The organism is [Clostridium] hylemonae DSM 15053 (assembly GCF_008281175.1).
In the GTDB taxonomy this organism is placed as follows: domain Bacteria; phylum Bacillota; class Clostridia; order Lachnospirales; family Lachnospiraceae; genus Extibacter; species Extibacter hylemonae.
Map to the genome: position 1 here is coordinate 2,052,350 of NZ_CP036524.1, position 21,471 is coordinate 2,073,820.

The 21,471-nt window shown below is 50.6% G+C and carries 26 protein-coding genes; 8 read left to right on the plus strand and 18 right to left on the minus strand.

Going from position 1 to position 21,471, the window contains the following annotated elements:
- Positions 1-8: 8 nt before the first annotated feature.
- On the plus strand, positions 9-347 hold the full coding sequence (locus LAJLEIBI_RS09485) for a cupin domain-containing protein (protein WP_006441597.1): 339 nt from the start codon (positions 9-11) through the stop codon (positions 345-347).
- Between the two features lie 49 nt (positions 348-396).
- On the opposite strand, the gene dhaL is transcribed toward LAJLEIBI_RS09485, so the two are convergent.
- The 5 genes from dhaL to LAJLEIBI_RS09505 all read right to left on the minus strand — a co-directional run bounded on the left by dhaL (position 397) and on the right by LAJLEIBI_RS09505 (position 4,375).
- Positions 397-1,032 (minus strand): dihydroxyacetone kinase subunit DhaL, encoded by a 636-nt coding sequence (gene dhaL / locus LAJLEIBI_RS18340; protein WP_006441598.1) that lies wholly within the window; start codon positions 1,030-1,032, stop codon positions 397-399.
- 5 nt (positions 1,033-1,037) lie between these two features.
- Positions 1,038-2,039 (minus strand): dihydroxyacetone kinase subunit DhaK, encoded by a 1,002-nt coding sequence (locus tag LAJLEIBI_RS18345; RefSeq protein ID WP_006441599.1) that lies wholly within the window; start codon positions 2,037-2,039, stop codon positions 1,038-1,040.
- Between the two features lie 24 nt (positions 2,040-2,063).
- The gene (locus tag LAJLEIBI_RS09495; RefSeq protein ID WP_006441600.1) at positions 2,064-2,453 is read right to left on the minus strand and encodes a VOC family protein; all 390 of its coding nucleotides are present in this window, start codon (positions 2,451-2,453) and stop codon (positions 2,064-2,066) included.
- A gap of 78 nt (positions 2,454-2,531) precedes the next feature.
- Entirely contained in the window at positions 2,532-3,524 is a 993-nt protein-coding gene (locus LAJLEIBI_RS09500) for an aldo/keto reductase (protein WP_006441601.1), read from the minus strand.
- Positions 3,525-3,682: 158 nt separating this feature from the next.
- On the minus strand, positions 3,683-4,375 hold the full coding sequence (locus LAJLEIBI_RS09505) for a GntR family transcriptional regulator (RefSeq protein ID WP_006441602.1): 693 nt from the start codon (positions 4,373-4,375) through the stop codon (positions 3,683-3,685).
- Between the two features lie 174 nt (positions 4,376-4,549).
- On the opposite strand from LAJLEIBI_RS09505, the gene LAJLEIBI_RS09510 reads away from it, so the two are divergent.
- Complete coding sequence (locus LAJLEIBI_RS09510; RefSeq protein ID WP_195319332.1) at positions 4,550-5,443, plus strand: NAD(P)-binding domain-containing protein; 894 nt, start codon at positions 4,550-4,552, stop codon at positions 5,441-5,443.
- A 29-nt stretch (positions 5,444-5,472) separates the two neighbouring features.
- A complete protein-coding gene (locus LAJLEIBI_RS09515; RefSeq protein WP_006441605.1) occupies positions 5,473-6,885 on the plus strand; it encodes a four-carbon acid sugar kinase family protein in 1,413 nt (470 codons plus the stop codon).
- A 73-nt stretch (positions 6,886-6,958) separates the two neighbouring features.
- Here the strand turns inward: LAJLEIBI_RS09515 and LAJLEIBI_RS09520 are convergent, their stop codons facing one another.
- From LAJLEIBI_RS09520 to mtnA, 6 genes are read right to left on the minus strand one after another with little or no spacing between them, the layout of a single operon-like run.
- Positions 6,959-7,945: a bifunctional HD family hydrolase/N-acetyltransferase gene (locus tag LAJLEIBI_RS09520; protein ID WP_006441606.1), complete on the minus strand. Its 987-nt coding sequence runs from the start codon at positions 7,943-7,945 to the stop codon at positions 6,959-6,961.
- A gap of 5 nt (positions 7,946-7,950) precedes the next feature.
- On the minus strand, positions 7,951-8,355 hold the full coding sequence (locus LAJLEIBI_RS09525; protein WP_040434608.1) for a secondary thiamine-phosphate synthase enzyme YjbQ: 405 nt from the start codon (positions 8,353-8,355) through the stop codon (positions 7,951-7,953).
- A gap of 16 nt (positions 8,356-8,371) precedes the next feature.
- Complete coding sequence (locus LAJLEIBI_RS09530; protein ID WP_006441608.1) at positions 8,372-9,229, minus strand: patatin-like phospholipase family protein; 858 nt, start codon at positions 9,227-9,229, stop codon at positions 8,372-8,374.
- 19 nt (positions 9,230-9,248) lie between these two features.
- The gene (locus LAJLEIBI_RS09535; protein WP_006441609.1) at positions 9,249-10,517 is read right to left on the minus strand and encodes an amidohydrolase family protein; all 1,269 of its coding nucleotides are present in this window, start codon (positions 10,515-10,517) and stop codon (positions 9,249-9,251) included.
- Between the two features lie 12 nt (positions 10,518-10,529).
- Positions 10,530-11,360, minus strand: coding sequence for a purine-nucleoside phosphorylase (locus LAJLEIBI_RS09540; RefSeq protein ID WP_006441610.1), 831 nt, complete (start codon positions 11,358-11,360; stop codon positions 10,530-10,532).
- 15 nt (positions 11,361-11,375) lie between these two features.
- Positions 11,376-12,449, minus strand: coding sequence for an S-methyl-5-thioribose-1-phosphate isomerase (gene mtnA / locus LAJLEIBI_RS09545; RefSeq protein WP_050765452.1), 1,074 nt, complete (start codon positions 12,447-12,449; stop codon positions 11,376-11,378).
- Between the two features lie 205 nt (positions 12,450-12,654).
- Here mtnA and LAJLEIBI_RS09550 point away from each other — a divergent pair, with 205 nt between their 5' ends.
- The 3 genes from LAJLEIBI_RS09550 to LAJLEIBI_RS09560 all read left to right on the plus strand — a co-directional run bounded on the left by LAJLEIBI_RS09550 (position 12,655) and on the right by LAJLEIBI_RS09560 (position 15,569).
- A complete protein-coding gene (locus LAJLEIBI_RS09550) occupies positions 12,655-14,289 on the plus strand; it encodes an ABC-F family ATP-binding cassette domain-containing protein (protein WP_006441612.1) in 1,635 nt (544 codons plus the stop codon).
- 195 nt (positions 14,290-14,484) lie between these two features.
- Positions 14,485-15,063 carry a TetR/AcrR family transcriptional regulator gene (locus LAJLEIBI_RS09555; RefSeq protein WP_006441613.1) on the plus strand — a complete coding sequence of 193 codons (579 nt, stop codon included), beginning with the start codon at positions 14,485-14,487 and terminating at the stop codon, positions 15,061-15,063.
- The gene (locus LAJLEIBI_RS09560; RefSeq protein WP_006441614.1) at positions 15,063-15,569 is read left to right on the plus strand and encodes a flavodoxin domain-containing protein; all 507 of its coding nucleotides are present in this window, start codon (positions 15,063-15,065) and stop codon (positions 15,567-15,569) included. Before LAJLEIBI_RS09555 ends, LAJLEIBI_RS09560 begins: the two co-directional genes overlap by 1 nt.
- Before the next feature lie 62 nt (positions 15,570-15,631).
- Here LAJLEIBI_RS09560 and trpS read toward each other — a convergent pair whose 3' ends face one another.
- A complete protein-coding gene (gene trpS, locus LAJLEIBI_RS09565) occupies positions 15,632-16,636 on the minus strand; it encodes a tryptophan--tRNA ligase (RefSeq protein ID WP_040434610.1) in 1,005 nt (334 codons plus the stop codon).
- Positions 16,637-16,655: 19 nt separating this feature from the next.
- Positions 16,656-17,291: a histidine phosphatase family protein gene (locus LAJLEIBI_RS09570; protein ID WP_040434611.1), complete on the minus strand. Its 636-nt coding sequence runs from the start codon at positions 17,289-17,291 to the stop codon at positions 16,656-16,658.
- Positions 17,292-17,493: 202 nt separating this feature from the next.
- Here LAJLEIBI_RS09570 and LAJLEIBI_RS09575 point away from each other — a divergent pair, with 202 nt between their 5' ends.
- A complete protein-coding gene (locus tag LAJLEIBI_RS09575) occupies positions 17,494-17,973 on the plus strand; it encodes an S-ribosylhomocysteine lyase (RefSeq protein WP_006441617.1) in 480 nt (159 codons plus the stop codon).
- Between the two features lie 19 nt (positions 17,974-17,992).
- On the opposite strand, the gene LAJLEIBI_RS09580 is transcribed toward LAJLEIBI_RS09575, so the two are convergent.
- Entirely contained in the window at positions 17,993-18,439 is a 447-nt protein-coding gene (locus LAJLEIBI_RS09580) for a GNAT family N-acetyltransferase (RefSeq protein ID WP_242654895.1), read from the minus strand.
- Between the two features lie 78 nt (positions 18,440-18,517).
- Between LAJLEIBI_RS09580 and LAJLEIBI_RS09585 the strand changes: the two genes are divergently transcribed.
- Positions 18,518-19,183, plus strand: a complete 666-nt coding sequence (locus LAJLEIBI_RS09585) for a YczE/YyaS/YitT family protein (protein WP_006441619.1) — start codon at positions 18,518-18,520, stop codon at positions 19,181-19,183.
- Here LAJLEIBI_RS09585 and LAJLEIBI_RS09590 read toward each other — a convergent pair.
- Genes LAJLEIBI_RS09590 through LAJLEIBI_RS09605 form a run of 4 tightly spaced genes read right to left on the minus strand, consistent with a single transcriptional unit; the run spans position 19,180 to position 21,466 of the window.
- Entirely contained in the window at positions 19,180-19,665 is a 486-nt protein-coding gene (locus LAJLEIBI_RS09590; protein WP_006441620.1) for a GNAT family N-acetyltransferase, read from the minus strand. The genes LAJLEIBI_RS09585 and LAJLEIBI_RS09590 overlap by 4 nt on opposite strands.
- 12 nt (positions 19,666-19,677) lie before the next feature.
- Entirely contained in the window at positions 19,678-20,046 is a 369-nt protein-coding gene (crcB, locus tag LAJLEIBI_RS09595; RefSeq protein WP_006441621.1) for a fluoride efflux transporter CrcB, read from the minus strand.
- Positions 20,034-20,615: a GNAT family N-acetyltransferase gene (locus tag LAJLEIBI_RS09600; RefSeq protein WP_006441622.1), complete on the minus strand. Its 582-nt coding sequence runs from the start codon at positions 20,613-20,615 to the stop codon at positions 20,034-20,036. The genes crcB and LAJLEIBI_RS09600 overlap by 13 nt, the downstream gene beginning before the upstream one ends.
- Entirely contained in the window at positions 20,612-21,466 is an 855-nt protein-coding gene (locus tag LAJLEIBI_RS09605; RefSeq protein WP_006441624.1) for a hypothetical protein, read from the minus strand. Before LAJLEIBI_RS09605 ends, LAJLEIBI_RS09600 begins: the two co-directional genes overlap by 4 nt.
- Positions 21,467-21,471: the final 5 nt, after the last annotated feature.

Here is a 21,471-nt window from a genome sequence, read left to right on the forward strand (position 1 = left end):
TACATATCATGTTTATCATCAATGAAAACGAAAAGGAATACCGCTTCGGTGACAGCGGCCCGAAATATCTTATGAAAGGGCCGCGGAGTAATTTTGCCGTTGTACAGTTTAATGCAGGGCAGGATTTCAAGGCTCATTACCACAATATTATGGAGGAGAACTTCTTCATCCTTGAAGGCGAAGTCGACATTATCGTCGACGGCACTACCCATACTTTAAAAGCCGGGGATTTGATACATATTGAACCGGAAGAGGTACACTATGTTGTCAACAACTCCTCCGGCACGGTAAAGATGATCTCAACACTTGCTCCGTACCAGGAATCTGACAAGATCGAAGTTGACTGATCCATATGCTGCAGAATGTCTTATGTACAGACATTCTGCAGTTTCTTTTTTATCTTTCCTGTGACACATATTCATACATGGCTTTCATAATGATCCAGACACTTGTGGCGCCGGCATCCTGAAAGCCGATCGTCGTCCCCTGTGTCTTTGCCCTTCCGAACTTTGCCTCGAAGTTTTTCGTGCTCTCCACTCCTTTAAGCGCTGACTCCTGCGCTTTCTCAAGCATGGCCACAAATCCTTCCTCCGCATGCGCGAGCATAGCGTCAACAGCAGGTGAAAATGCGTCTACCATCGTCTTATCGCCCACCTCTGCCTTACCCCGCTCTTTTATGACTGCCAGGCTGTTCTTCATCATGTCTGCAAATTCACCTGCACTGATCTGTCCGGCGGGCTCCATGCCTTTTGCACCGCCCATAAACATACTTCCGAATATGACGCCTGAGGCGCCGCCCATGCTCATGAGCATGGCCTTGCCTGCCGCCGTAAAGACCGCGTACACATCGGCCGGCTCTTCCATCTTCAGCAGCTTATCCTTTGCTTTCTTAAGTCCGCCGGCCATACCGATCCCGTGGTCACCGTCCCCGATAGCGCTGTCCACTTCCGTGAGCATCGGTTTTGCCTCTATGATACAATCTGCCACATAAAGAAGCATCTCTTTCGCCTGTTGTGCATTTATTCTTTCCATGACGTTTACTTTCCTTTCTTAGCATAGTACGGACAATAACACGGCATATCATACAGTTCCCTGAGCGTGTCATCAAGCTTCAAAAGTGAGATGGAGAACCCTCCCATCTCCTGACAGGTACAATAGCTGTTGATATCTGCATCATGCACCGCAATGCCGTCCGCATCGAGAAGTGCCTTCAGCTTCCGGTATGCAATGCTCATCTCCAGTACAGTCGTACTGCCAAGACCGTTGACAAGCACACACACTTCGTCCCCTTTTGACAGTTCCATGTCCGATTTTATATTGTGATACAAATATTCTACGATCTCATCTGCCGGTTTCATCTTCGTGCGCTCGATCCCACGCTCTCCGTGAATGCCCATACCATATTCCATCTCGTCGTCGGCGATCTCAAAAGTGGGCTTATCAAGTCCCGGTATCTGTCCCGGCGTTGTCGCAACACCGATGCTGCGCACGTTATCTCTCGCACGCTCGGCCACCTTGACTGCTTCGGCAAGCTCCATTCCTCTGTCGCAGGCCGCCCCGGCAATTTTGATGACAAACAGGTCCCCGGCGATGCCGCGTCTGTCGGTCAGCCGTTCCTTCGGCGCCGACGCACAGTCATCCCACACTCTTACGTGTGCGGACTCGATCCCTTCGTCCTCCAGCAGTTCTTCCGCCATATCAAAGTTCAGATTGTCCCCCGCATAGTTGCCGTACACGAACAGAACGCCTTTTCCGCTCTCAACTGCCAGGGCAGTCTCATAAATGGTGCCCGGATCCGGCGAGGCAAACACATTGCCGCAGGCGGCCGCGTCGCCGAGGCCTTCGCCCACGAACCCGTTGAACATCGGCTCATGCCCGCTGCCTCCCCCGATGACAAGCGCTACCTTGTCTTTTCTCGGCTCTTTTAAGATGACTGCGTTTACCTCCGGGTGTTTCTCATAATAATTGCCGTAGCAGTCGGTAAAGCCTTCCATCGCCTCGTCTACTACGTCATCTGCCTCATTTATAAACTTCTTCATATAGTTTCCTCCACAGAACATTCCTTATAACTTTTCTACAAACTCTATCTCCACTTTGTTCGGCTCTTCGATCAGCATAAATCTCACACCGAGCTTGTCACTCGGCTCGGGACCTTGCAGGATCTTCACCCCATTTCGGGTAAATATATGTTTTAAACCGTCAATGTCGTCCGTCTCCAGTGCAAAATGCCTGTACACACCGCGGTCGGTAGGCGCGCCTGACCTGACTGTGCTCTCAAACTTGTATTCGATGAGTTCCAGCCGGCATCCTCCCGGCAGCTCATAGTAATACAGACGGTGGTCTCCCATATCTACCTCATTCAACTTCCTAAGGCCCAGTATCCGGCCGTAGAACTGAAAACTATTTTCCTTGTCTGTCATATTTACCGTAATATGGTCTATTGCCTTCAGCATCCGTCTCCTCCTTCGGTCTTTCCGGTTTAAAAAAGGTAATGTGCATAAAATCATTTCCATACACATTACCTTTTTGCATTAATCTTCTCTCAAAGGCGGTGCCAGGAAATCCTTTCCGACTTGTACCGGAACATGCTTTGCCACAATGGCTTCCATCTCATCACACTGTTCTTTTGTAAGGCTAAAGCCTACACAGCCAGGAATAAAATCTAACTGGTCAGGTCTTCTCGCTCCGAGAAGCGCGCAGCTGACCCCTTTTTCCAGTACCCAGCGCACGCTGATCTGCGCTACGGTCTTTCCTAATTTGGCAGCATACTGTTTCAGTTCATCTATGGCGGCCAGATGGTTGACAAAATTCTGACCCTGATATTTAGGATCTTCCTCCGCTCTCATATCACCTTCGTTAAACTTCGTATCGACGGTATATTTCCCGTGAAGCATTCCGCGGCAGAGCGCGCTGTATCCCAATACGGTGATGTTGTTCTCTTTTGCGTACGGAAGCTGGTTCTCGAACAGCTTATCCTCCAGAATATTGAAGGAAGGCTGAATGGTATGTATCGGCGCTGTTTTTCTCCACTCATCTATCATGGCGTTCGTATAGTTTGAAACACCGATAGCCCTTATCTTTCCTTCTTTCAGGAATTCACCCATGACCTGCGCCGTCTCGGCGATCGGTGTCTTTTCATCCGGCCAGTGTACCTGATAGATATCAATATGATCTGTCTTAAGCCTTCTAAGACTCGCCTCAAGCTCCTTCCTCAATGTCTCAGGACGTGAATCGCGGTAAACATTGCCGTTGTCATCCCAGCTCAGTCCGCATTTTGTAGCAAGCACACATTTTTCCCTGTATCCCGGTTTTGACAGCGCCTCTCCTACAAGTTCCTCTGAATGTCCGCACCCATAAGCAGGGGCTGTGTCTACAAGTGTAATACCCATATCAATGGCCGCTCTTACGCATTCGACCGCAGGTTCATCGACGATGCCTCCCCAGCCGGAACCTCCCATTGCCCATGTTCCAAGCCCTACTCTCGTGATCTCCAGCCCGTCTACGGCTGTTTTGAAATATTCCATAATCTGTTCCTCCTGTAATCTGTAATCTGTATTCCGGTATACCGGTTGTTTCTTGTTTTAATCATATAAAATCGTTCTCATTCTGTCAACTGTTTTTGTCAGCTTTGTGAATTATTTACATGACGCAAGTTATATTTTGTACATTTTCCACAATCGGCTTATTTATATGTTCCGAGCATGATCTCTTTTGGTCTCTCCATATGTGCAGATATGGCGTTGTTCACTGCCTCTATGTCGCCCGACTTCATGGATCTTATTATATCATTGTGCTCTTTCAGCGTCTCTGCCACACGGCCCGGGTGCATCAGCGATGAACTCGCCATGTTTCTGATGCGGTGGATATACATGCCGAACATCTCATCGAAGGCAGAATTGCCTGCATATGCCACAAGCTTCAGATGAAACTGGTTATCGTACTCGACAAAACGGTTGATATTATTCTCTTCTGCAAATTTGTTCAGCTTCCCCATAAGCCGGTCCAGTTCTTCAAACAGTTCCCCTGCCCTGTCTGATTTTGCCTCCCGCGCGGCCAGCATGGCGCAGTAGCCCTCGATCGCTGTACGCACCTGAAATGTCTCTACAATATCTCTCACTTCCATCTCATGCAGCATAAACCCTTTGCTCGGTATGATATCGATATACCCTTCCTGAACGAGTCTCTGTACGGCGTCTCTGAAAGGCGTCCTGCTGATGCCGATCTCTGCGGCGATCTTCGTCTCTGAATAGATCTCTCCGGGCGTAAATTCATTGTTCAGGATTTTTTCTTTCATGTATTCATATGCCTGCATCTGTAGTGGTTTCAGTACCTTCATCGTGGTATCCCCCTCAATATTCATTCTATAGTAAAGCATATAATAATTTCAGTTTGCCGGTCAAGTTTCTTCTGCCCGAAAACATGCACAATAATAGAGAAAGATATATGGTAAAAATTATTAAATTCGTATTTTTTCATTGACCGGTATACCGGTATTTGTTATCATGATACTAGAATGCAGATTGAATTTATAGTAGAAAGGAACAAAATTATGGATAAAATTGGTTTTATCGGCCTTGGGATCATGGGGACTCCAATGGCCTTGAATTTACTGAAGCATCAGGCGGACCTTCATGTGTACGATGTCAGAGAATCTCTTTCAGACCGTCTTGTCTCTGAGGGCGCTGTCAAATCGGATCCTTCCACGATCGGCAGTACATGCAGTGTCATTTTCCTCATGCTGCCAAGCGGCGGGATCGTAAAGGAAGTGTTGTTTGGGGAGGAAGGCGTCTGTGCCGGCCTTGTCCCGGGTACTGTCGTCTGTGACATGAGCTCCGTAGCGCCGGAGGATTCCCTTTACTGCTCCCGGCTGCTGCGGGAAAAGGGGTGCGGTTTTCTCGACGCCCCTGTCAGCGGCGGAGAACCGAAAGCCGTGGACGGCACCCTCTCCTTTATGGCCGGAGGCGATGACGCAACGTTTCAAAAAGTTCTGCCATATCTGGAAATGATGGGCTCAAGCGCGCTGCTCGTCGGGGATACCGGAACCGGCAGTATTGCCAAGCTTGCCAACCAGATCATTGTAAATATGACGATAGCTTCCGTCTCCGAAGCATTTGTCTTTGCGACAAAAGCCGGCGCGGACCCGGAAAAGGTTTATAAGGCCATCCGCGGCGGGCTTGCGGGAAGCGCGGTACTCGATGCCAAGCTCCCGATGATACTGGAGCGCAATTTCGTACCGGGAGGCCCGATCTATATCAATCATAAGGATATTAAAAATGTAGTGGAGGAAGCACATCTCATCGGGACGCCGATCCCCCTTACCTCCCAGCTCTTTGAGATCATGCAGGCAATGAAGGTAAGAGGCCATATGGGCGAGGACCACTGCGGAATCGTAAAATATTTTGAGAACCTGGCTGACTGTAAAGTCCAGAAACGCGACGATTAGGATGTGCCGGAAAGGAGAAGTGAACAGTTATGAATGCAGACTTGTTACATCAGTACCCTCTCCCCGATGAAGCTGCAGCCGGCAGACTGCTGGCAGAGGAGATAAAAATGTGTCCGGACAAGATCATCGTACTGGACGACGACCCGACCGGAACCCAGACGGTACACGGCGTCTCTGTATATACACGGTGGGATTATGACAGTATAAAAGAAGGATTTGAGGAACCTGGCGCACTCTTTTACATCCTGACAAATTCCAGAGCGCTCTCCGCCGCGGAAAGCGCCTCCCTGCACGAGGAGATCGCTCAGACGATCCACCTTGTTTCACAGAAGACCGGCATCGGATATCTCGTGATCAGCAGAAGTGATTCTACGCTGCGGGGCCATTATCCTCTTGAGACAGAGGTGCTGAGGCATACATATGAAAAAATTACCGGACGTGCGGTAGACGGCGAAGTCATATGTCCTTTCTTCAAAGAAGGCGGCCGCTTCACCGTGGACAACATTCATTATGTGCGCTCCGGCGGCGACCTCATCCCGGCGGCGGAAACGGAGTTTGCCAGAGACTCCACGTTTGGATATGCCTCCTCCGATCTGCGGCAGTACGTGGAAGAGAAAACAGAAGGGAGATACCCCGCCGGCAGCGTGATCTGCATTCCGCTGCGTATGCTGCGCGGCACGGACTTGGACGGGGTGGAGGCTCTTCTGCTCTCTGCCGTACATTTTCAGAAGATCGTCGTCAATGCCGCTGATTACTGCGACCTGAAAATATTCTCTGCTGCGCTGTACCGGGCCATGAGAAAGGGAAAGCGCTTTTTGTTCCGATGCGCCGCTTCCCTCGTCAAAGTCATGGCCGGCATTCCTGACAGGCCGCTTCTTAAGCCCGGTGAATTATCCCGCGGCTCCTTAAACCACGGCGGTCTTGTCATCGTTGGCTCTTATACCGATAAGACGACCGCACAGCTTGAAAAGCTGACGGATCTTTACGGGGTCGAGCTGATGGAATTTAACTCTGACCTGGTCGGCAAGCCGGAGGCGCTGGAGACTGAACGTCTGCGGATACTTAAGCTCGCCGGAGCCTGCATCCGTGACGGCAGGCACGCCATCATCTATACAAAACGCAAAAAGCTCATCTATGCCAACGATACAAAGGAATCTGTATTAAGGCGTTCCGTTGCCATATCTGATGCACTGCAGTCTTTTGCGTCACAGCTTGAGGAAGCGCCTTCTTTTCTTATCGCCAAAGGAGGGATCACTTCCAGCGATATCGCTACAAAAGCGCTCCACATCAGGCGCGCCACGGTACTTGGCCAGGTAGCTCCCGGCATCCCGGCCTGGGAGACCGGCCCTGAAAGCCGGTACCCCGGCATCCCTTATATTATCTTCCCTGGAAATGTAGGGGAACGTGACACGCTGAGACAAGTCGTCACGCTCTTCCTGTAACTGTGCGGGATCGTACACGTCTGTGAAAGGCCGGAAAATCTGTTGATTTTCCGGCCTTTCATTCAGGTTACGGCTATTTGCGTTCTTTTTCCATCAATACTTCCTGTCTCCGTCTGTCACGCACAAATCCATACTTCTCGTAAAACGCGCCTGCGTCTTCTGTGTGAAGCACGCCGTGGAGGCTGCCCACATCATCCATGATGCGGTCCATCAAAAGTGTGCCGAGTCCTTTTCCGCGGTATACTTCGTCGATAATGACATCCATCAGGTAAAAGGTTGTGGCAAAATCTGTGATGATCCTGGCATAGCCGACCATATATCCGTCTCTGTCATACACACCGTAACATACCGAGCCTTCCATGGCCTTTCTGATCATTTCCTCGGAACGTGTTTTGGCCCAGTACGACTGGCGCATGAGCTCTACGATCCGCTTCAGATCCAGTTTCCCCTTGTCCCTGCTCACATAAAACGCTTCCTTCTGTTCCTGACACTCTGACGCACCTTCCAGCGCCATCTTGTCGGCGCTGTCCTGTTCCACAGTCTGTCTGAGCTGTCTCGTGTACGGGAACGCCCCCGCCTCCTTCTGGCCATATGTAAGCTGAAGCTCATACTCAAGCGGCAGCCACGTGCGGATGGGTGCTTCATTGTGCTGTATGAGCGCCTCCATCTTATCGAGCGCATGCACGAGCTTTGCCTCACCGCTCACACCTTCCTTAAGTTCTGCAAGCAGGGATACGAGTCTCCTGCGCTCACCGTCCGGCAGCATCTCTGCCACACGGTGCACAGCATCCTCTTCTTCTCTGCTGTCCTTCTCCTGCTTCTCAAAGCATGGTATGTCCCCGGTGACCGCCTCCCCAAGATCGTGAAAGAGACACATCTCCATCACTTTTGTGCTGTCCATTTCCGGAAATTCCGCCTGCACAAGCCATGCAAAGACACAGAGCCGGTATACGTGTTCCGCCACGCTCTCCCGGCGTCCGCTTGACGTCCACGAATGCCTCACCGTACATTTCAGTTTTTCTGCCACCGACATAAAGTCCAATAATGTCCTGCTGTCCATATGAGCTATCCTTCCATGATCTTCACATAGAACTTCCGGTTTCTCGGGCCATCGAATTCGCAGAAATACAGATCCTGCCAGATGCCGAGCAGCAGGTCGCCGTTGTGGAGAATAAGTGTCTGGGAAGGTCCCACAAAGCTCGTCTTGATATGCGCGTGGGAATTGCCCTCCACATGTCTGTAGTAGTCTGCGTCCGCCGGCACCGCGCGCTCCATGCCGCAGAGCATATCGTGAACAACGTCCGGATCTGCATTTTCATTTATGGTAAATCCGGCTGTCGTGTGGGGAGAATATACAACTACGATCCCTTGTTCCACACCGCTTTTTTTGATATCCCCGCGGACCATGTCCGTAACCTTGGACATCTGTTCTGTTCCTTTTGTCGAAATGCTGTGCTCAAATAAATGCATCTTTTTACCTCCTATACTATCTGTCCACATATTCCATCAACGCGCCGAATTCCTTTTTCATGAGATGATAGCCATGCTCATAAAATTCCATGAGTGTGTCATAATTCTTCTCCAGTCTTGACACGGTCGGTATGAGCGGGCGGAGCACAAAGATCTTTCCCTCCGCCTCCATCTGTTCGACGAGACGCATTGCTTTGTTATATTCAAAGTTCCTCCGGATCGTCGTTCTCACGAGATTCGGATACTTCCTGTAAGCGCGCCGGTATACATTTGCCAGCGCCTTTGACGTCATCTTCTTGCGGTACCCCGGATTCCTCGTCAGCATGAGAATGATCTTCTCATTGCCGAGTTCCACAGCTCTTTTTACCGGCACCGAATCGGCAAGACCGCCGTCAAGATATGGGATGCCGTCAATATTTACGATCGGGGAGACAAGGGGCATACTGCTCGAAGCCCGGCACAGCTTCATCAGCCTTCCTTTATCTTCCCTCTCTTTCATATATTCTGCTCTTCCGGTGACACAGTTCGTCGTTACGATCTCACACTCCATATCAGAGGCAAAATAGGTCTCGAAATCAAAAGGGAAGATTTCATTCGGATACTTGTCAAACACCATGTCCATATCGAGCAGGCTCTTCTCTTTAATGAACTTCGTAAAGCCGTAGTAATAGTCATATTCCTTCTCTTTGTGTATCATACAGTCTCTCGTCCTGCCAGGCTGTCTGGACACGTAGTCCACCCCGTTGCACGCTCCCGCCGAGACTCCGATGACGTGCGACATATATACGTCCTTCTCCATGAGATAATCCAGCGCACCTGACGTAAATACCCCTCTCGTTGCACCGCCTTCCAGTACGATCGTTGCTTTTTTCATTTATACTCCTCGCTTTCTGTTACCGTATACGTTCTATGATCTCGTTTGCTCTTGCATACACGTCCTCCGGCTCTTCCCCTATGTGGAATACGCCGTTTTCATACAGTATCCTGCCATTTACCATGGTGAGCACAACGTTTTGTTTGCTGCCGCTGTATACGATGTTTTTCGTTATGTTATTCAAAGGCTGCATATTGGGCTGGTGCAGATCCAGCACGGTCAGATCCGCATATTTGCCTTCCGACAGTACGTCGCAGTCATGAAGCCCCATTGCGTGCGCCCCGTTTACCACCGCCATCTTCAGTACCTCGTCTGCATCCACGGCCGCCGCGTCGGACTCCTTAAGCTTCGCAAGTCCGGTCACAAGAAACATCTCCCGGAACATGTCAAGACAGTTATTGCTCGCCGGCCCGTCAGTCCCTATGGCTACCGGAATTCCCCGTTCGATCATCTGTTTTACCGGCGCGATGCCGCTGGCAAGTTTTGTGTTGGAACCTGGATTTGTCACCGCATAGAGGCCTTTTTCCCGGAAGATATCCATATCTTCCCCTGTCATGTACACGCAGTGGTAACCGCCTCCGCCGTGATCGTAGATGCCAAGCTCCGCCAACAGCGCAGTCGGCGTCCTGTTGTACCTGCCGATACACTGCTCTACTTCTTCTTTTGTCTCTGAGTTGTGCAGGTATACCGGCGCTTTATACTTATGGGCCAGCTCAGAAAGGCCCTCCAGCAGTTCTCTCGACGTTGTATATTCGGCATGGGCGCCGAAGCAGAAGCTGACAAGCTCGTGATGATCATTCAGCTCCTTATACCACTGTTCTTCTTTCTCAAGTGACTGGCTGAAATTATTCATGGCCCCGCAAAGTACGGTGCGGAACCCGCAGTCTGCCGACGCCTCTGCGACACTTACCGGGTCCATATACATGTCAAAATTGGCGGTGATGCCGCTTGTCAGATATTCCATGACTGCCAGTTTTGACAGATGGTACATGTCTTCGGACGTAAGCTTCGCCTCCATGGGAAAGACTTGTTTGTTCAGCCAGTCAAGGAGCGGCATATCGTCCGCATACGACCGCAGAAAGGTCATGGCCGAGTGTGTGTGGGCGTTCTTGAAGCCCGGCATCAGCACATTGCCCTTTACATCTATTTCTCTGTCCCACACCGTATCCGAAGGTCTGCCGGGCCCTCTGTAGACTATATACGGTCCTTTTACCCAGACTTCTCCTTCTTCTATGCCGGTCCCTTCCTCCATGGAAAGTATCCGGGCATTATAAAATCTTATATTCATGCTGTCTCCTCTCTAATCCAGTCTGCTCACGATCTTCGTCAGCAGGGCGCGGAACCGTCCGCTTACGACATCCTCCACATTATTTACATCTTCTGTCACATCGTGGTCAAGCACTCTGTCCGCACTTAAGTTTGTCGCCAGTGACAGGCCAAGAACATCCATCCTGCAGTGAGCGGCTGTGATCGCCTCCGGAACGGTGGACATGCCTACCATGTCCGCGCCGAGAAGGCGCATGGCACGGATCTCCGCCGGAGTCTCAAACTGAGGACCCGGTGCAAAATAGTATACCCCTTCCTGCAGAGAGAAGCCGAGCTCCACCGCCGCGTCTTTTGCCAGTCTGCGAAGCGACGGTGTATACACGTCATTCATACTGAAGAACCGCTCGCCAAGCTCCGGAATATTTTCCCCGCGCTGGGGCGACACCCCGCACAGGTTGATATGATCCTTTATGACACAGATATCACCGGTCTCATAATTAAGATTGACGGCTCCGGCCGCATTTGTCAGGATAAGCGTGCGGATGCCGAGCAGTTTAAAGACATAGACCGGGATCCTCAGTTCCTCGAAGCTGTATCCTTCATAATGATGGAATCTGCCGGCCATGCAGAGAACTCTCTTACCGCCGAGCCGGCCGCAGACGAGCTTGCCCGCGTGACCCGGCGCTGTGGAGATGAGAAAGTTTGGTATCTCTTTGTAGTAAATTTCCGTCTTATCTGTGATCTCGTGCTCGATCTCCCCGAGGCATGTGCCGAGAACAATGCCGACGGCGGGCGGTGTGCCGATCTTTTCTCTTATATATTCCGCGCTTTTTCTGTAAAATTCATAGTCTGGTTTTTCGTACATATTTATATACTCCTTCTATTCAAATAGTTTTCTTATACTTTTCTCATAAGGCGCTCTCAGTATGCCCTTCTCCGTCACGATACCGGTTATAAGGCTGTGGTCTGTCACATCAAAAGCCGGATTATAGCATGTTACGCCTTCCGGCGCCATGGGTTCCTTATAATACTTCTTTATGATCTCTTCTTCCTCTCTCAGTTCGATCTCTATCCGCTCTCCGCACGGGCAGTCCATATCTATTGTGGAGGACGGGCCAAGCACATAAAAGGGGATGTTGTAATAGTCTGCCAGCACCGCAACACTGCTCGTTCCGATCTTGTTGGCAGTATCTCCGTTTAAGGCGACACGGTCGCACCCGACGAAGCACGCCTGCACCCAGCCGTTTTTCATGACGATGCCTGCCATGCTGTCGCAGATGAGCGTCACATCGATCCCCGCCCTCATCAGCTCGTACGTCGTAAGCCTCGCCCCCTGGAGCAGAGGCCTCGTCTCATCCGCATATACTTTAAACCGCATGCCGCGCTCTGCGCCGAGTATGAGCGGGCCGAGCGCGGTCCCGTAGCGGGAAGTCGCAAGCGGACCTGCGTTGCAGTGGGTAAGAATGCCGTCGCCCTCCCGGATGAGGCCGAGGCCGTACTCTGATATCGCTCTGCACATTGCGATATCTTCTTCCTGTATCTTCACGCACTCCCGCCCGAGCGCCTCAAGAACCCCTCTGCGGCCTTTTGGCGCATGTTCTGCGGCTGTTCGTATCATCCTTCTTACCGCCCAGCTTAAATTTACGGCTGTCGGCCTGGAAGCGTTGAGATATGCCCCATACTTCTCAAGTTCTTTCAGAAAGTCCTCCATATCCTCTGTCTCTGTCTGCTGCGCCAGACAGTACATGCAGTACGCCGCAAAGATACCGATAGCCGGGGCTCCCCGCACCTTAAGCTTCTGTATGGCCCCGAACATTTCTCCGGGCGTACCAAGCTCCAGCCGTACCGTCCTTGCAGGAAGTTCGCTCTGGTCTATGATAACTACCTTTTTCCCGTCTTTACTCAGGCCGACGTTTTCGGCCATGTCAGTTTCCGCAGCTTTTGTTCCGTCCATGTCGTCGTCCACCTCCTATCTGTATTTTCAAGGTTTTTGTCCAAAATGTCAACCCATAGCTTAAGCCTTGCTATTTCCTTCCATATTTGATAATATAAGCAATGGAACGTCCGGATATACCGGCGTTATGCAGCTTTATCAACAGCGCCTGCCGGTATGGAAGGTGCGCATGGAGATCAGATAAAATATAAGGAGATAGATAAGTATGATCAGCACGAGCAATATAACACTCCGGGTCGGAAAAAAAGCCCTGTTTGAAGACGTCAACATCAAGTTTACGGAAGGCAACTGTTATGGCCTGATCGGCGCAAACGGCGCCGGGAAATCTACATTTTTAAGAATTCTTTCCGGGCAGCTGGAGCCTTCAAAGGGCGAAGTCATCATTACGCCCGGCGAACGCCTCTCTTTCCTTCAGCAGGATCACTTCCAGTACGATGAATATCTCGTACTGGATACGGTCATGATGGGGAACGCAAGGCTGTATGAGATCATGAAGGAAAAAGAAGTCATCTACGCCAAGGAAGACTTTACCGACGAGGACGGTATCAAAGCCAGCGAGCTGGAAGGGGAATTCGCGGCCATGAACGGCTGGGAGGCAGAGTCCGACGCCGCAACGCTTCTCAATGGCCTTGGCATTGACGCCGAGATGCACTATAAAACAATGAAAGATCTGAACGGACCGGAAAAGGTGAAGGTACTGCTTGCCCAGGCGCTTTTCGGCAATCCGGACATTCTTCTGCTCGATGAGCCTACCAACCATCTGGACCTGGACGCCATCGCATGGCTGGAGGAATTCCTCATCAATTTTGACAATACTGTGATCGTAGTGTCCCATGACCGTTACTTCCTGAATAAGGTATGTACACAGATCGCAGACATAGATTACGGCAAGATCAAGCTCTACGCCGGCAACTATGACTTCTGGTACGAGTCGAGCCAGCTGCTCATCCGCCAGATGAAAGAAGCCAACAAGAAAAAGGAAGAAAAGATCAAAGAGCTGCAGGAGTTTATCTCCCGGTTCAGCGCCAACGCTTCCAAGTCCAAGCAGGCCACCTCACGTAAGCGCGCGCTGGAAAAGATCGAGCTGGATGATATCCAGCCGTCCAGCCGTAAGTATCCCTACATCGATTTCCGCCCGAACCGGGAGATCGGCAATGAAGTGCTGACCGTGGACGGTTTGACCAAAACGATCGACGGGGAGAAAATACTGGACAACATATCCTTCACCCTGAACCGCGATGACAAGGTTGCCTTTGTCGGCGGCAACGAACTTGCCAAGACGACTTTGTTCCAGATACTGACCGGTGAGATGGAGCCCGACGAGGGCACCTACAAGTGGGGCGTCACCACATCACAGGCCTACTTCCCGCTGGACAGCGGCAACGAATTTGATAACGATTACACCATCGTCGAATGGCTCACCCAGTATTCCGAAGAAAAAGACGTGACTTACGTGCGCGGTTTCCTCGGCCGTATGCTCTTTGCCGGCGACGACGGTGTTAAAAAAGTAAAAGTACTCTCCGGAGGGGAAAAAGTCCGCTGCCTGCTCTCCAAGATGATGATATCAGGCGCCAACGTACTCCTTCTTGATGAACCGACCAACCATCTTGATATGGAGTCCATCACAGCACTCAACAACGGACTCATCAAATTTCCGGGCGTCCTGCTGTTCAGCTCCCGTGACCACCAGATCGTCCAGACAACGGCCAACCGTATTATGGAGATCGTACCGGGCGGAAAACTCATCGATAAGATAACATCCTACGATGAGTATCTGGAAAGCGATGAGATGGCAAGAAAGAGACAGACCTACTCCGTACAAAACGAAGAAGACAACTAAATTGTCAAAGGGGTCAGACCCCTGCCGCGGCAGGGGTCTGACCCCTTTGCAAATTCTTTAAATTATCTGACATTTCTTCTATATTTCTTTAGATTTCCCAAATATTATTTTCTTGCAATTTGAGTCTGCATATTATATAATATCTTTATATAAATCATTTATATAATATACTTATTTACGAAAGGCGGTATCTATATGCCCAGACAGAGAATCACAAAGGAAATGGTTGTAAAGGCCGCGTTTGACCTGGCACGGGACGGTGGGATGGAGAATGTGACGGTGAAGGGGATCTCACAGAAGCTTGGCTGCTCTGTACAGCCTGTCTATTGCTACTGCAGCAATATGAACGGACTGAAACAGGATGTCATTGAATATACGGGCGGCTATCTCCGTGACTTCATAAAGAAACGTCTCGATGACACGGACCTTTTTCAGAGCATGGGAATAGCACATGCAGAATTCGCAAAAACAGAACCCCACCTGTACCGTCTCTATTTCCTCCGAAAAAGAGACGGTGTCACCTCAATTGAAGACATATACAGAGAGGAGACCGACCCACAGGTGGCAGAATTTATCTCACAGCAGCTTCATCTTCCCATAGAAAAAGCACAGCAGCTTCATATGAATATGCTCATATACAATACCGGCATCTCATTTCTTCTCACAGTGCTGGGCGGTAATACGGATATCGGGCAGATTGAACGTCTGCTGACTCAGGCAAAAGAAATATTCACCCATTCCTTAATCACAGACAACGAACAGGAGATCACGTAATGAAAACACTCATCATTTATCACTCTAAGACAGGATTCACAAAAAAATATGCCGAATGGCTGTCCGAGGCATCTGGCTGTACTCTGCTTCCCTTCGACAACGCAAAAAAGGCGGACTTTGCACCTTACGACACGGTCGTCTTCGCCTCCTCGTTTCAAGCGGGCACGATACGAAAGCTAAATGCATTCAAAAATCTGAAGCTGAACGGAAAAAACAAGATCGTGATAGTAACAGGATGCACCCCGCCCGGTTCTCCTGAGGTGGATACCGCCGTTCAGAACAATTTCAAAACGGATGCAGGCGCGTATAAAGTGTTCTACCTTCCGGGAGGCCTCAGTTACGAAAGAATGGGGGCTGCCGGCAAACTTATGATGTCCGCCTTCTGCAAGATGATAAAAAAGTCCGCGGGAGAAGACAGTGAAATGTACAGCCGAATCTCCCATTCTTATGACAATACATCCAAAGAATACTTGCAGCCCGTCATAAATTATCTGAATAGTTTGTAAAAATTGAAAGGGGTCAGACCCCTGCCACAGCAGGGGTCTGACCCCTTTCAAAATTCAAAAAATTATCTGATTCTTTCTGGAAATCCTACTTTCTTTTGCACTTTTCTCAGTGTCTTATTGGCAAAATATTGTGCCTTTTCCGCATTCGTTTTTATCACGCTGTCAATATATGCCTTGTCTTTTTCAAGTCTTGCCACCTCATCCTGCAGCGGCTTCAGCACTGACACTACTGCCTCCCCGACCGCCATTTTGAAGTCGCCGTAACCTTTTCCGTCAAATTCGGCTACCACTTCGTCCGGTGTCTTCCCGGTGCATGCGCTGTAAATGTCAACGAGGTTTTTGACGCCTGGCTGCTCGTCGCGGTACAAGATGTGCGCTTCTGAATCTGTCACCGCCCGTTTGCACTTTCTCATGACCGTATCCGGGTCATCCATGAGATAGATACTGGCGTTTGGATTTTCATCTGATTTGGACATCTTTTTCGCCGGGTCCTGCAGACTCATTATCTTGGCCCCGACTTTTCCGATATACGGCTCCGGCACGGTAAACACGTCGCCATAGATGTTGTTGAACCGTTCTGCAATGTCCCTTGTCAGCTCCAGGTGCTGCATCTGGTCGATACCTACCGGCACTACATCTGCCTGATACAGCAGAATATCCGCAGCCATGAGCACCGGGTAAGTGAACAGCCCTGCATTGATATTGTCCGCGTGTTTGGCTGATTTGTCCTTAAACTGTGTCATGCGGTTCAGTTCACCCATATACGTAAAGCAATTCAGAATCCATGTCAGTTCCGCATGTCCGGATACATGGGACTGGTAATAGATGCAGTTTTTCTCCGGATCAAGCCCCGCCGCGATATACAGCGTCAGCAGCGCCCTTGCCCGTTTTCTCAATGTGGCCGGGTCCTGGCGCACCGTGATGGAATGCATATCCACCACGCTGTAGAAGCATTCATATTCATCGCTCAGCGTCACCCAGTTCTTGAGCGCCCCCAGGTAATTTCCAAGTGTCAGGCTTCCCGTCGCCTGCATGCCGCTGAATAATACTTTTCTGTCCTTTATCATCTCTTCAAATCCTCCCTGTCTATTCTTCCCATGGTGCCACTTCATCGTTATAGTACACCACATTTTCCGCTATGATACGCGCCCCGGAATCGGACACTTCCACTTCCGTGACCGCGCAGTTTTTGTGGACACCCACACCCCAGTAATCACAAAGCGGTCTGCCTTTTATGTTGTTCAGGATCCCTGCAAGCGCAGCCCCGTGTGTCGTTACCAGTACAGAAGCATCTTTCAGATCCTGCCTTTGAAACAGTTCTTCCAGAAACTCTCCTGTCCGCTTTTTTACATCCGCAAATCCTTCTCCTGCGTCCGGTACGATATAATGCTCCGGATCATCAAAGAACCGCTGGAATTCCCTCGGAAGCTCCCATCCCTTCTTAGAACAGCATTTTCCCTCATACTCTCCGAAGGCCATCTCTTTGATGCGCGCATCCTTGATCACAGGAACCGCCCTGTCCCCCAGTATGATCCGGGCTGTCTCAACCGCCCTGTCAAGCGGACTTGTATAACATATGTCAAAGGGAACCTCTGCAAGTCCCTTCGCCGTCTCCTCTGCCAGATGTCTCCCAAATTCATTCAGGGGAATATCTACCTGTCCCTGGATACGCCTCGCTTTATTCCAGTCAGTCTCCCCATGTCTTACAAAATATATCTTCATGATCTGCCGCCTCCTGTGCGCCCGAACCGGCGAAAAACAAACGCTTCTGCCTGACAGGGCTACTTTGATAGTATAGCACATCTCCTGCTGTTTTTCATAGAAAATTACAAACAAAAGTGCTATAATACGCATAGTACCGGCAGGCACGCAGACGCGCCGCCCCAAAGCAGCCGGCATCATATAAGCAAAGGAGAATATATATATGGAAAAAATCACAAGCTTTACAATAGACCATACGAGATTACTCCCCGGAGTGTACGTATCCCGGAAAGACCATCCCGGCGGACAGACGATCACTACATTTGATCTCCGTATGACAAGACCGAACCACGAACCCGTCATGAACACCGCGGAGATGCATGCCATCGAGCACCTTGCGGCCACTTTTCTGCGCAACCATGCCAAATACGGAGACCGGACGATCTATTTTGGGCCCATGGGCTGCCGCACCGGTTTTTACCTTCTTCTCTCCGGAGATTATGAGTCCCGGGATATCGTGCCTCTTATGAAAGAACTGTTCGCCTTCATCGCGGACTTTGAAGGCGAAGTGCCGGGCGCCTCCGAAAAGGACTGCGGCAACTGCCTGGATATGAACCTTCCGATGGCAAAATATCTTGCCGGCAGGTATTTGAAGGAAGTGCTGGAACAGATCACAGACCGGCAGCTTATCTACCCTGAGTGATACCTCCTGTAAATGCCTTTCACTCCAGGACGTACCATCCGTCTTCCGCAGTAAACCCGTACGTTTCATACACCGGCCTTCCCGGTTCCGAGGCCAGAAGCCGCACCTCACCCGCACCGGCTTTTCTGGCTTCGTCCACGAGCAGATCCATGATCCTGCATGCCAGTCCCTGTCTCCGGTGATCCAAAGCAGTGAACATATTCGCAATATATGCGACTTTGCCGGAAGGATTGGAAAAACTGGGCGGATAGTCGTAGAAGATGACCGCTCCTGTCGCCGCCACTGTGCCGTTATCTTCCGCCAGTATCTGTACGATCCGGTTGTCCGCAAATGCATGTTCAAAAAATGTTCTCAGTTCTTCTCTTATTTCCACTTCTTCATGCGCCTTCTCGTGGATCAGCTGCACACGCCGGATCTCGCTTATCAGATCAATGTCTTTTTCTGTTGCTTTTCTGTACTCCATCATTGCCCTCTCATTTTTCTGCAGTTGCGCCAACGCACTTTTCTTTCTATAATAAATGTAGAACATACAAAGGAGAATGCTATGGCTGTTTCATATATCAAACGATTCATCCGCCTTCTGGCGGGATTATTCTTATTTGCCCTCGGCACCTGCTTCATCGTCCAGGCAGACATTGGTCTGGCGCCATGGGATGCCTTCAGCATGGGGCTTTCCCTCGCCACAGGACTGTCTTTTGGCGATATCGTCATCGTCACCGGCATACTGATCCTCGTCGTCGACTATCTCATGCACGAACAGCTCGGATTCGGAACTATATTAAATGCCCTTCTCATCGGAAAATTTATTGACTTGCTGCAGTGGTCCGGTATTGTTCCCAGAATGGAACACTTAAGTTCCGGCATTGTGATGCTGCTGGCCGGAGAGATCATCATATGTCTCGCCACATTTCTGTACGTCGGAACCGGCCTCGGCTGCGGCCCGAGGGATGCTCTCATGGTAGCCCTCGGCAAACGTTTTCAGGAGAAACCGATCGGCCTCATCCGGGGCATCATAGAAGGCTCTGTTCTTCTGGCCGGCTGGCTGCTCGGAGCGAAAATAGGAATCGGCACCGTTATCGCTGTGTTCGGGATCGGCTTCATCCTCCAGTTTACGTTTAAGCTTCTGCGCTTTGACGTCACTTCAGTCCGCCATGAAAGTATACTGGACACACTGCGGATATGGAAGGGCAGAAAAGACAAAACGTCTTAACGTTCTGCGGCCTGTCTGAGCGTTTCCCCTGAAAGCCTGTAAACGCTCCACTCATCCATCTGTTCTGCCCCGAGCGACCGGTAGAATTCAATGCTCGGTTCGTTCCAGTCCAGACATGACCATTCAAGCCGGCCGCACCCCCGCTCTACGGCGATTGCCGCAAGCTTTTTAAGAAGCGCCTTCCCGTACCCCCTGCCCCGCTCTTCCTCCAGAACGAACAAGTCTTCCAGGTATAGGCCCGCCCTTCCGAGAAAGGTGGAGAAATTGTGGAAAAACAGAGCAAATCCAACTTCTTTTCCTTCTGACAAGGCAAAGAGGACCTCCGCCTTTTCCCGTTCAAATATCCACTCTCTGAGCAGCGCTTCCGTAGCTACCACATCCTCCTCCATATGTTCATACTCTGCCAGCTTCTTTATAAAACCCAGTATAAGTCCCGCATCTTCCCTTCCGGCGAACCGGAATGTAACTTTTGAATCCTTCATCTTTACCTCCTGCTATATCATTCTGCTTCCCGCCCTGCGCCCGAGCCACGCGCCGCACAGACATCCCGCAACACTGAGCAGCACATACGCCGCCGCATACAGCCGGTTCCCCCGCTCTATCAAAGTGATGGTCTCCAGCGAAAAAGCAGAAAATGTAGTGAACCCTCCGCATACTCCTGTCTTCAGAAATAACAGGAGATTCGGTCTCATCGTCCCGCTGCTCTGTGCGATCCCGGTCACGAGCCCGATCAGCAGCACCCCTGCCAGGTTCGTGATAAGCGTAAGTACAGGGAATTCCCCCCTCCACGGTATCAGGCTTAATGCGTACCGGCACATGGCTCCGAGCGCTCCGCCAAGGCCGACAATGATCATTTTGTCCATCCTGTCCTCCCCAATATCTTCTCCAGCGTGTCTCTGTCAATCTCATCTGCGCGCACGACCGGCTCCGGCTTTAGAGGATGCCCGCCAAGCATCTTCTCCATCCAGACCATATCGTACCATCTCCCCTGCTTGTAGCCGCATTTTGTGAAATGTCCGGCTGTCTTATACCCCATCCGCTCATGAAAAGAGATACTGTCCGGATTCGGCCATGCGATACAGGCATTCAGATTAATGATATTCTGCAGCTTCAAAATCTCCTCCAGCGTCTCATACAGCCTCCTGCCCACACCGAAAGACCGTTTCTGCCGATCTACATACACAGTCGTCTCCACCGCCCAGTCATAAGCCGCCCGGTCCTTAAATGCCGACACATATGCATATCCGCATACTTCCCCGTCCTCCTCCGCCATAAGATACGGATACTTCTCTTTTACGCTACGCATGCGCCGGGTGAATTCCTCCGTCGACGGGACCTTATATTCAAATGTGACTGCCGTCTGCTCCACATAATAAGCATATACAGCAAGCAATGCGGCAGCGTCTTTCTCTTCCGCCATCCTTATCTTCATCTTCTGTACCTCTTCTTTTTTCCTCTGCCGCAAAACAGCCTAAGAAGCAGATATACGGCGAGCAGTGCCGTCCCTGCGGCCAGCAGCCATTTTCCGCTGCCTGCGAGCGTATCCGCAGACACTGTTATTTGGCTTCCCATCATCTGCCGGCCCAGTTCATCTGCCGCCGCAGAAAGCACAGCAGGAAAGATACAGCCGGCAGTCGATCCGGTCAGTATGCCGCAGAGTCCCAGGTGAAAAAGGAAATGTCCCCCGGAAAGCCTTAACAGCACGATGCCAAGCACACACATACCGGCGATCGCCACTGCCACCATGCGCACAGTCTCTGAAGTCATAAATCCATACATTTTAAATATAAGCTTCTGCCCGTCTGTCATACCGGATAACGCCTCATCCGCCGCCGTCCCAAGCTCTGTTTCCATCTGTTCTCCGACAGAAGAGAGCGCGCTTTTCAAAATACTCCTGTGCAGTTCGTTAAGTTCAACTCCAAACGCCTTCTCTAAACTGTCTATATTGTCGTCCACCGCCTCGTTTATATATGAAGACACATCCGGAGACTGAAACGGTGTGCCGTCTGCCGACGCCTCTGCCACCGCGTCCAGATAGTCGCCGACCAGCGCCCGAAGGTGTTCGTCTCTGCTGATTTTATCTGCCGCGTTTTCTATCTGCTCTTGAGTGGCCCCCGGAAACATGGTATGGATCCCGTCTGCCGCAGCAGAAGTGGCTGCCTGTTTTATCACCGCCTCCGTCACTGCCTCGGCGCATATCTCCTTTACCGCCGCCCCGGTCAGTACAAATACCGCCGCCAGTACAAGAACAATATCCAGTATAACACTCATTAATTTTTTCATATAAT

Coding starts and splice junctions, on each gene's coding strand:
- LAJLEIBI_RS09485 (WP_006441597.1), top strand. CDS start 9: ATGTTTATCATCAATGAAAACGAAAAGGAATACCGCTTCGGTGACAGC.
- dhaL (WP_006441598.1), bottom strand. CDS start 1,032: ATGGAAAGAATAAATGCACAACAGGCGAAAGAGATGCTTCTTTATGTG.
- LAJLEIBI_RS18345 (WP_006441599.1), bottom strand. CDS start 2,039: ATGAAGAAGTTTATAAATGAGGCAGATGACGTAGTAGACGAGGCGATG.
- LAJLEIBI_RS09495 (WP_006441600.1), bottom strand. CDS start 2,453: ATGCTGAAGGCAATAGACCATATTACGGTAAATATGACAGACAAGGAA.
- LAJLEIBI_RS09500 (WP_006441601.1), bottom strand. CDS start 3,524: ATGGAATATTTCAAAACAGCCGTAGACGGGCTGGAGATCACGAGAGTA.
- LAJLEIBI_RS09505 (WP_006441602.1), bottom strand. CDS start 4,375: ATGCTTTACTATAGAATGAATATTGAGGGGGATACCACGATGAAGGTA.
- LAJLEIBI_RS09510 (WP_195319332.1), top strand. CDS start 4,550: ATGGATAAAATTGGTTTTATCGGCCTTGGGATCATGGGGACTCCAATG.
- LAJLEIBI_RS09515 (WP_006441605.1), top strand. CDS start 5,473: ATGAATGCAGACTTGTTACATCAGTACCCTCTCCCCGATGAAGCTGCA.
- LAJLEIBI_RS09520 (WP_006441606.1), bottom strand. CDS start 7,945: ATGGACAGCAGGACATTATTGGACTTTATGTCGGTGGCAGAAAAACTG.
- LAJLEIBI_RS09525 (WP_040434608.1), bottom strand. CDS start 8,355: ATGCATTTATTTGAGCACAGCATTTCGACAAAAGGAACAGAACAGATG.
- LAJLEIBI_RS09530 (WP_006441608.1), bottom strand. CDS start 9,229: ATGAAAAAAGCAACGATCGTACTGGAAGGCGGTGCAACGAGAGGGGTA.
- LAJLEIBI_RS09535 (WP_006441609.1), bottom strand. CDS start 10,517: ATGAATATAAGATTTTATAATGCCCGGATACTTTCCATGGAGGAAGGG.
- LAJLEIBI_RS09540 (WP_006441610.1), bottom strand. CDS start 11,360: ATGTACGAAAAACCAGACTATGAATTTTACAGAAAAAGCGCGGAATAT.
- mtnA (WP_050765452.1), bottom strand. CDS start 12,449: ATGGACGGAACAAAAGCTGCGGAAACTGACATGGCCGAAAACGTCGGC.
- LAJLEIBI_RS09550 (WP_006441612.1), top strand. CDS start 12,655: ATGATCAGCACGAGCAATATAACACTCCGGGTCGGAAAAAAAGCCCTG.
- LAJLEIBI_RS09555 (WP_006441613.1), top strand. CDS start 14,485: ATGCCCAGACAGAGAATCACAAAGGAAATGGTTGTAAAGGCCGCGTTT.
- LAJLEIBI_RS09560 (WP_006441614.1), top strand. CDS start 15,063: ATGAAAACACTCATCATTTATCACTCTAAGACAGGATTCACAAAAAAA.
- trpS (WP_040434610.1), bottom strand. CDS start 16,636: ATGATAAAGGACAGAAAAGTATTATTCAGCGGCATGCAGGCGACGGGA.
- LAJLEIBI_RS09570 (WP_040434611.1), bottom strand. CDS start 17,291: ATGAAGATATATTTTGTAAGACATGGGGAGACTGACTGGAATAAAGCG.
- LAJLEIBI_RS09575 (WP_006441617.1), top strand. CDS start 17,494: ATGGAAAAAATCACAAGCTTTACAATAGACCATACGAGATTACTCCCC.
- LAJLEIBI_RS09580 (WP_242654895.1), bottom strand. CDS start 18,439: ATGATGGAGTACAGAAAAGCAACAGAAAAAGACATTGATCTGATAAGC.
- LAJLEIBI_RS09585 (WP_006441619.1), top strand. CDS start 18,518: ATGGCTGTTTCATATATCAAACGATTCATCCGCCTTCTGGCGGGATTA.
- LAJLEIBI_RS09590 (WP_006441620.1), bottom strand. CDS start 19,665: ATGAAGGATTCAAAAGTTACATTCCGGTTCGCCGGAAGGGAAGATGCG.
- crcB (WP_006441621.1), bottom strand. CDS start 20,046: ATGGACAAAATGATCATTGTCGGCCTTGGCGGAGCGCTCGGAGCCATG.
- LAJLEIBI_RS09600 (WP_006441622.1), bottom strand. CDS start 20,615: ATGAAGATAAGGATGGCGGAAGAGAAAGACGCTGCCGCATTGCTTGCT.
- LAJLEIBI_RS09605 (WP_006441624.1), bottom strand. CDS start 21,466: ATGAAAAAATTAATGAGTGTTATACTGGATATTGTTCTTGTACTGGCG.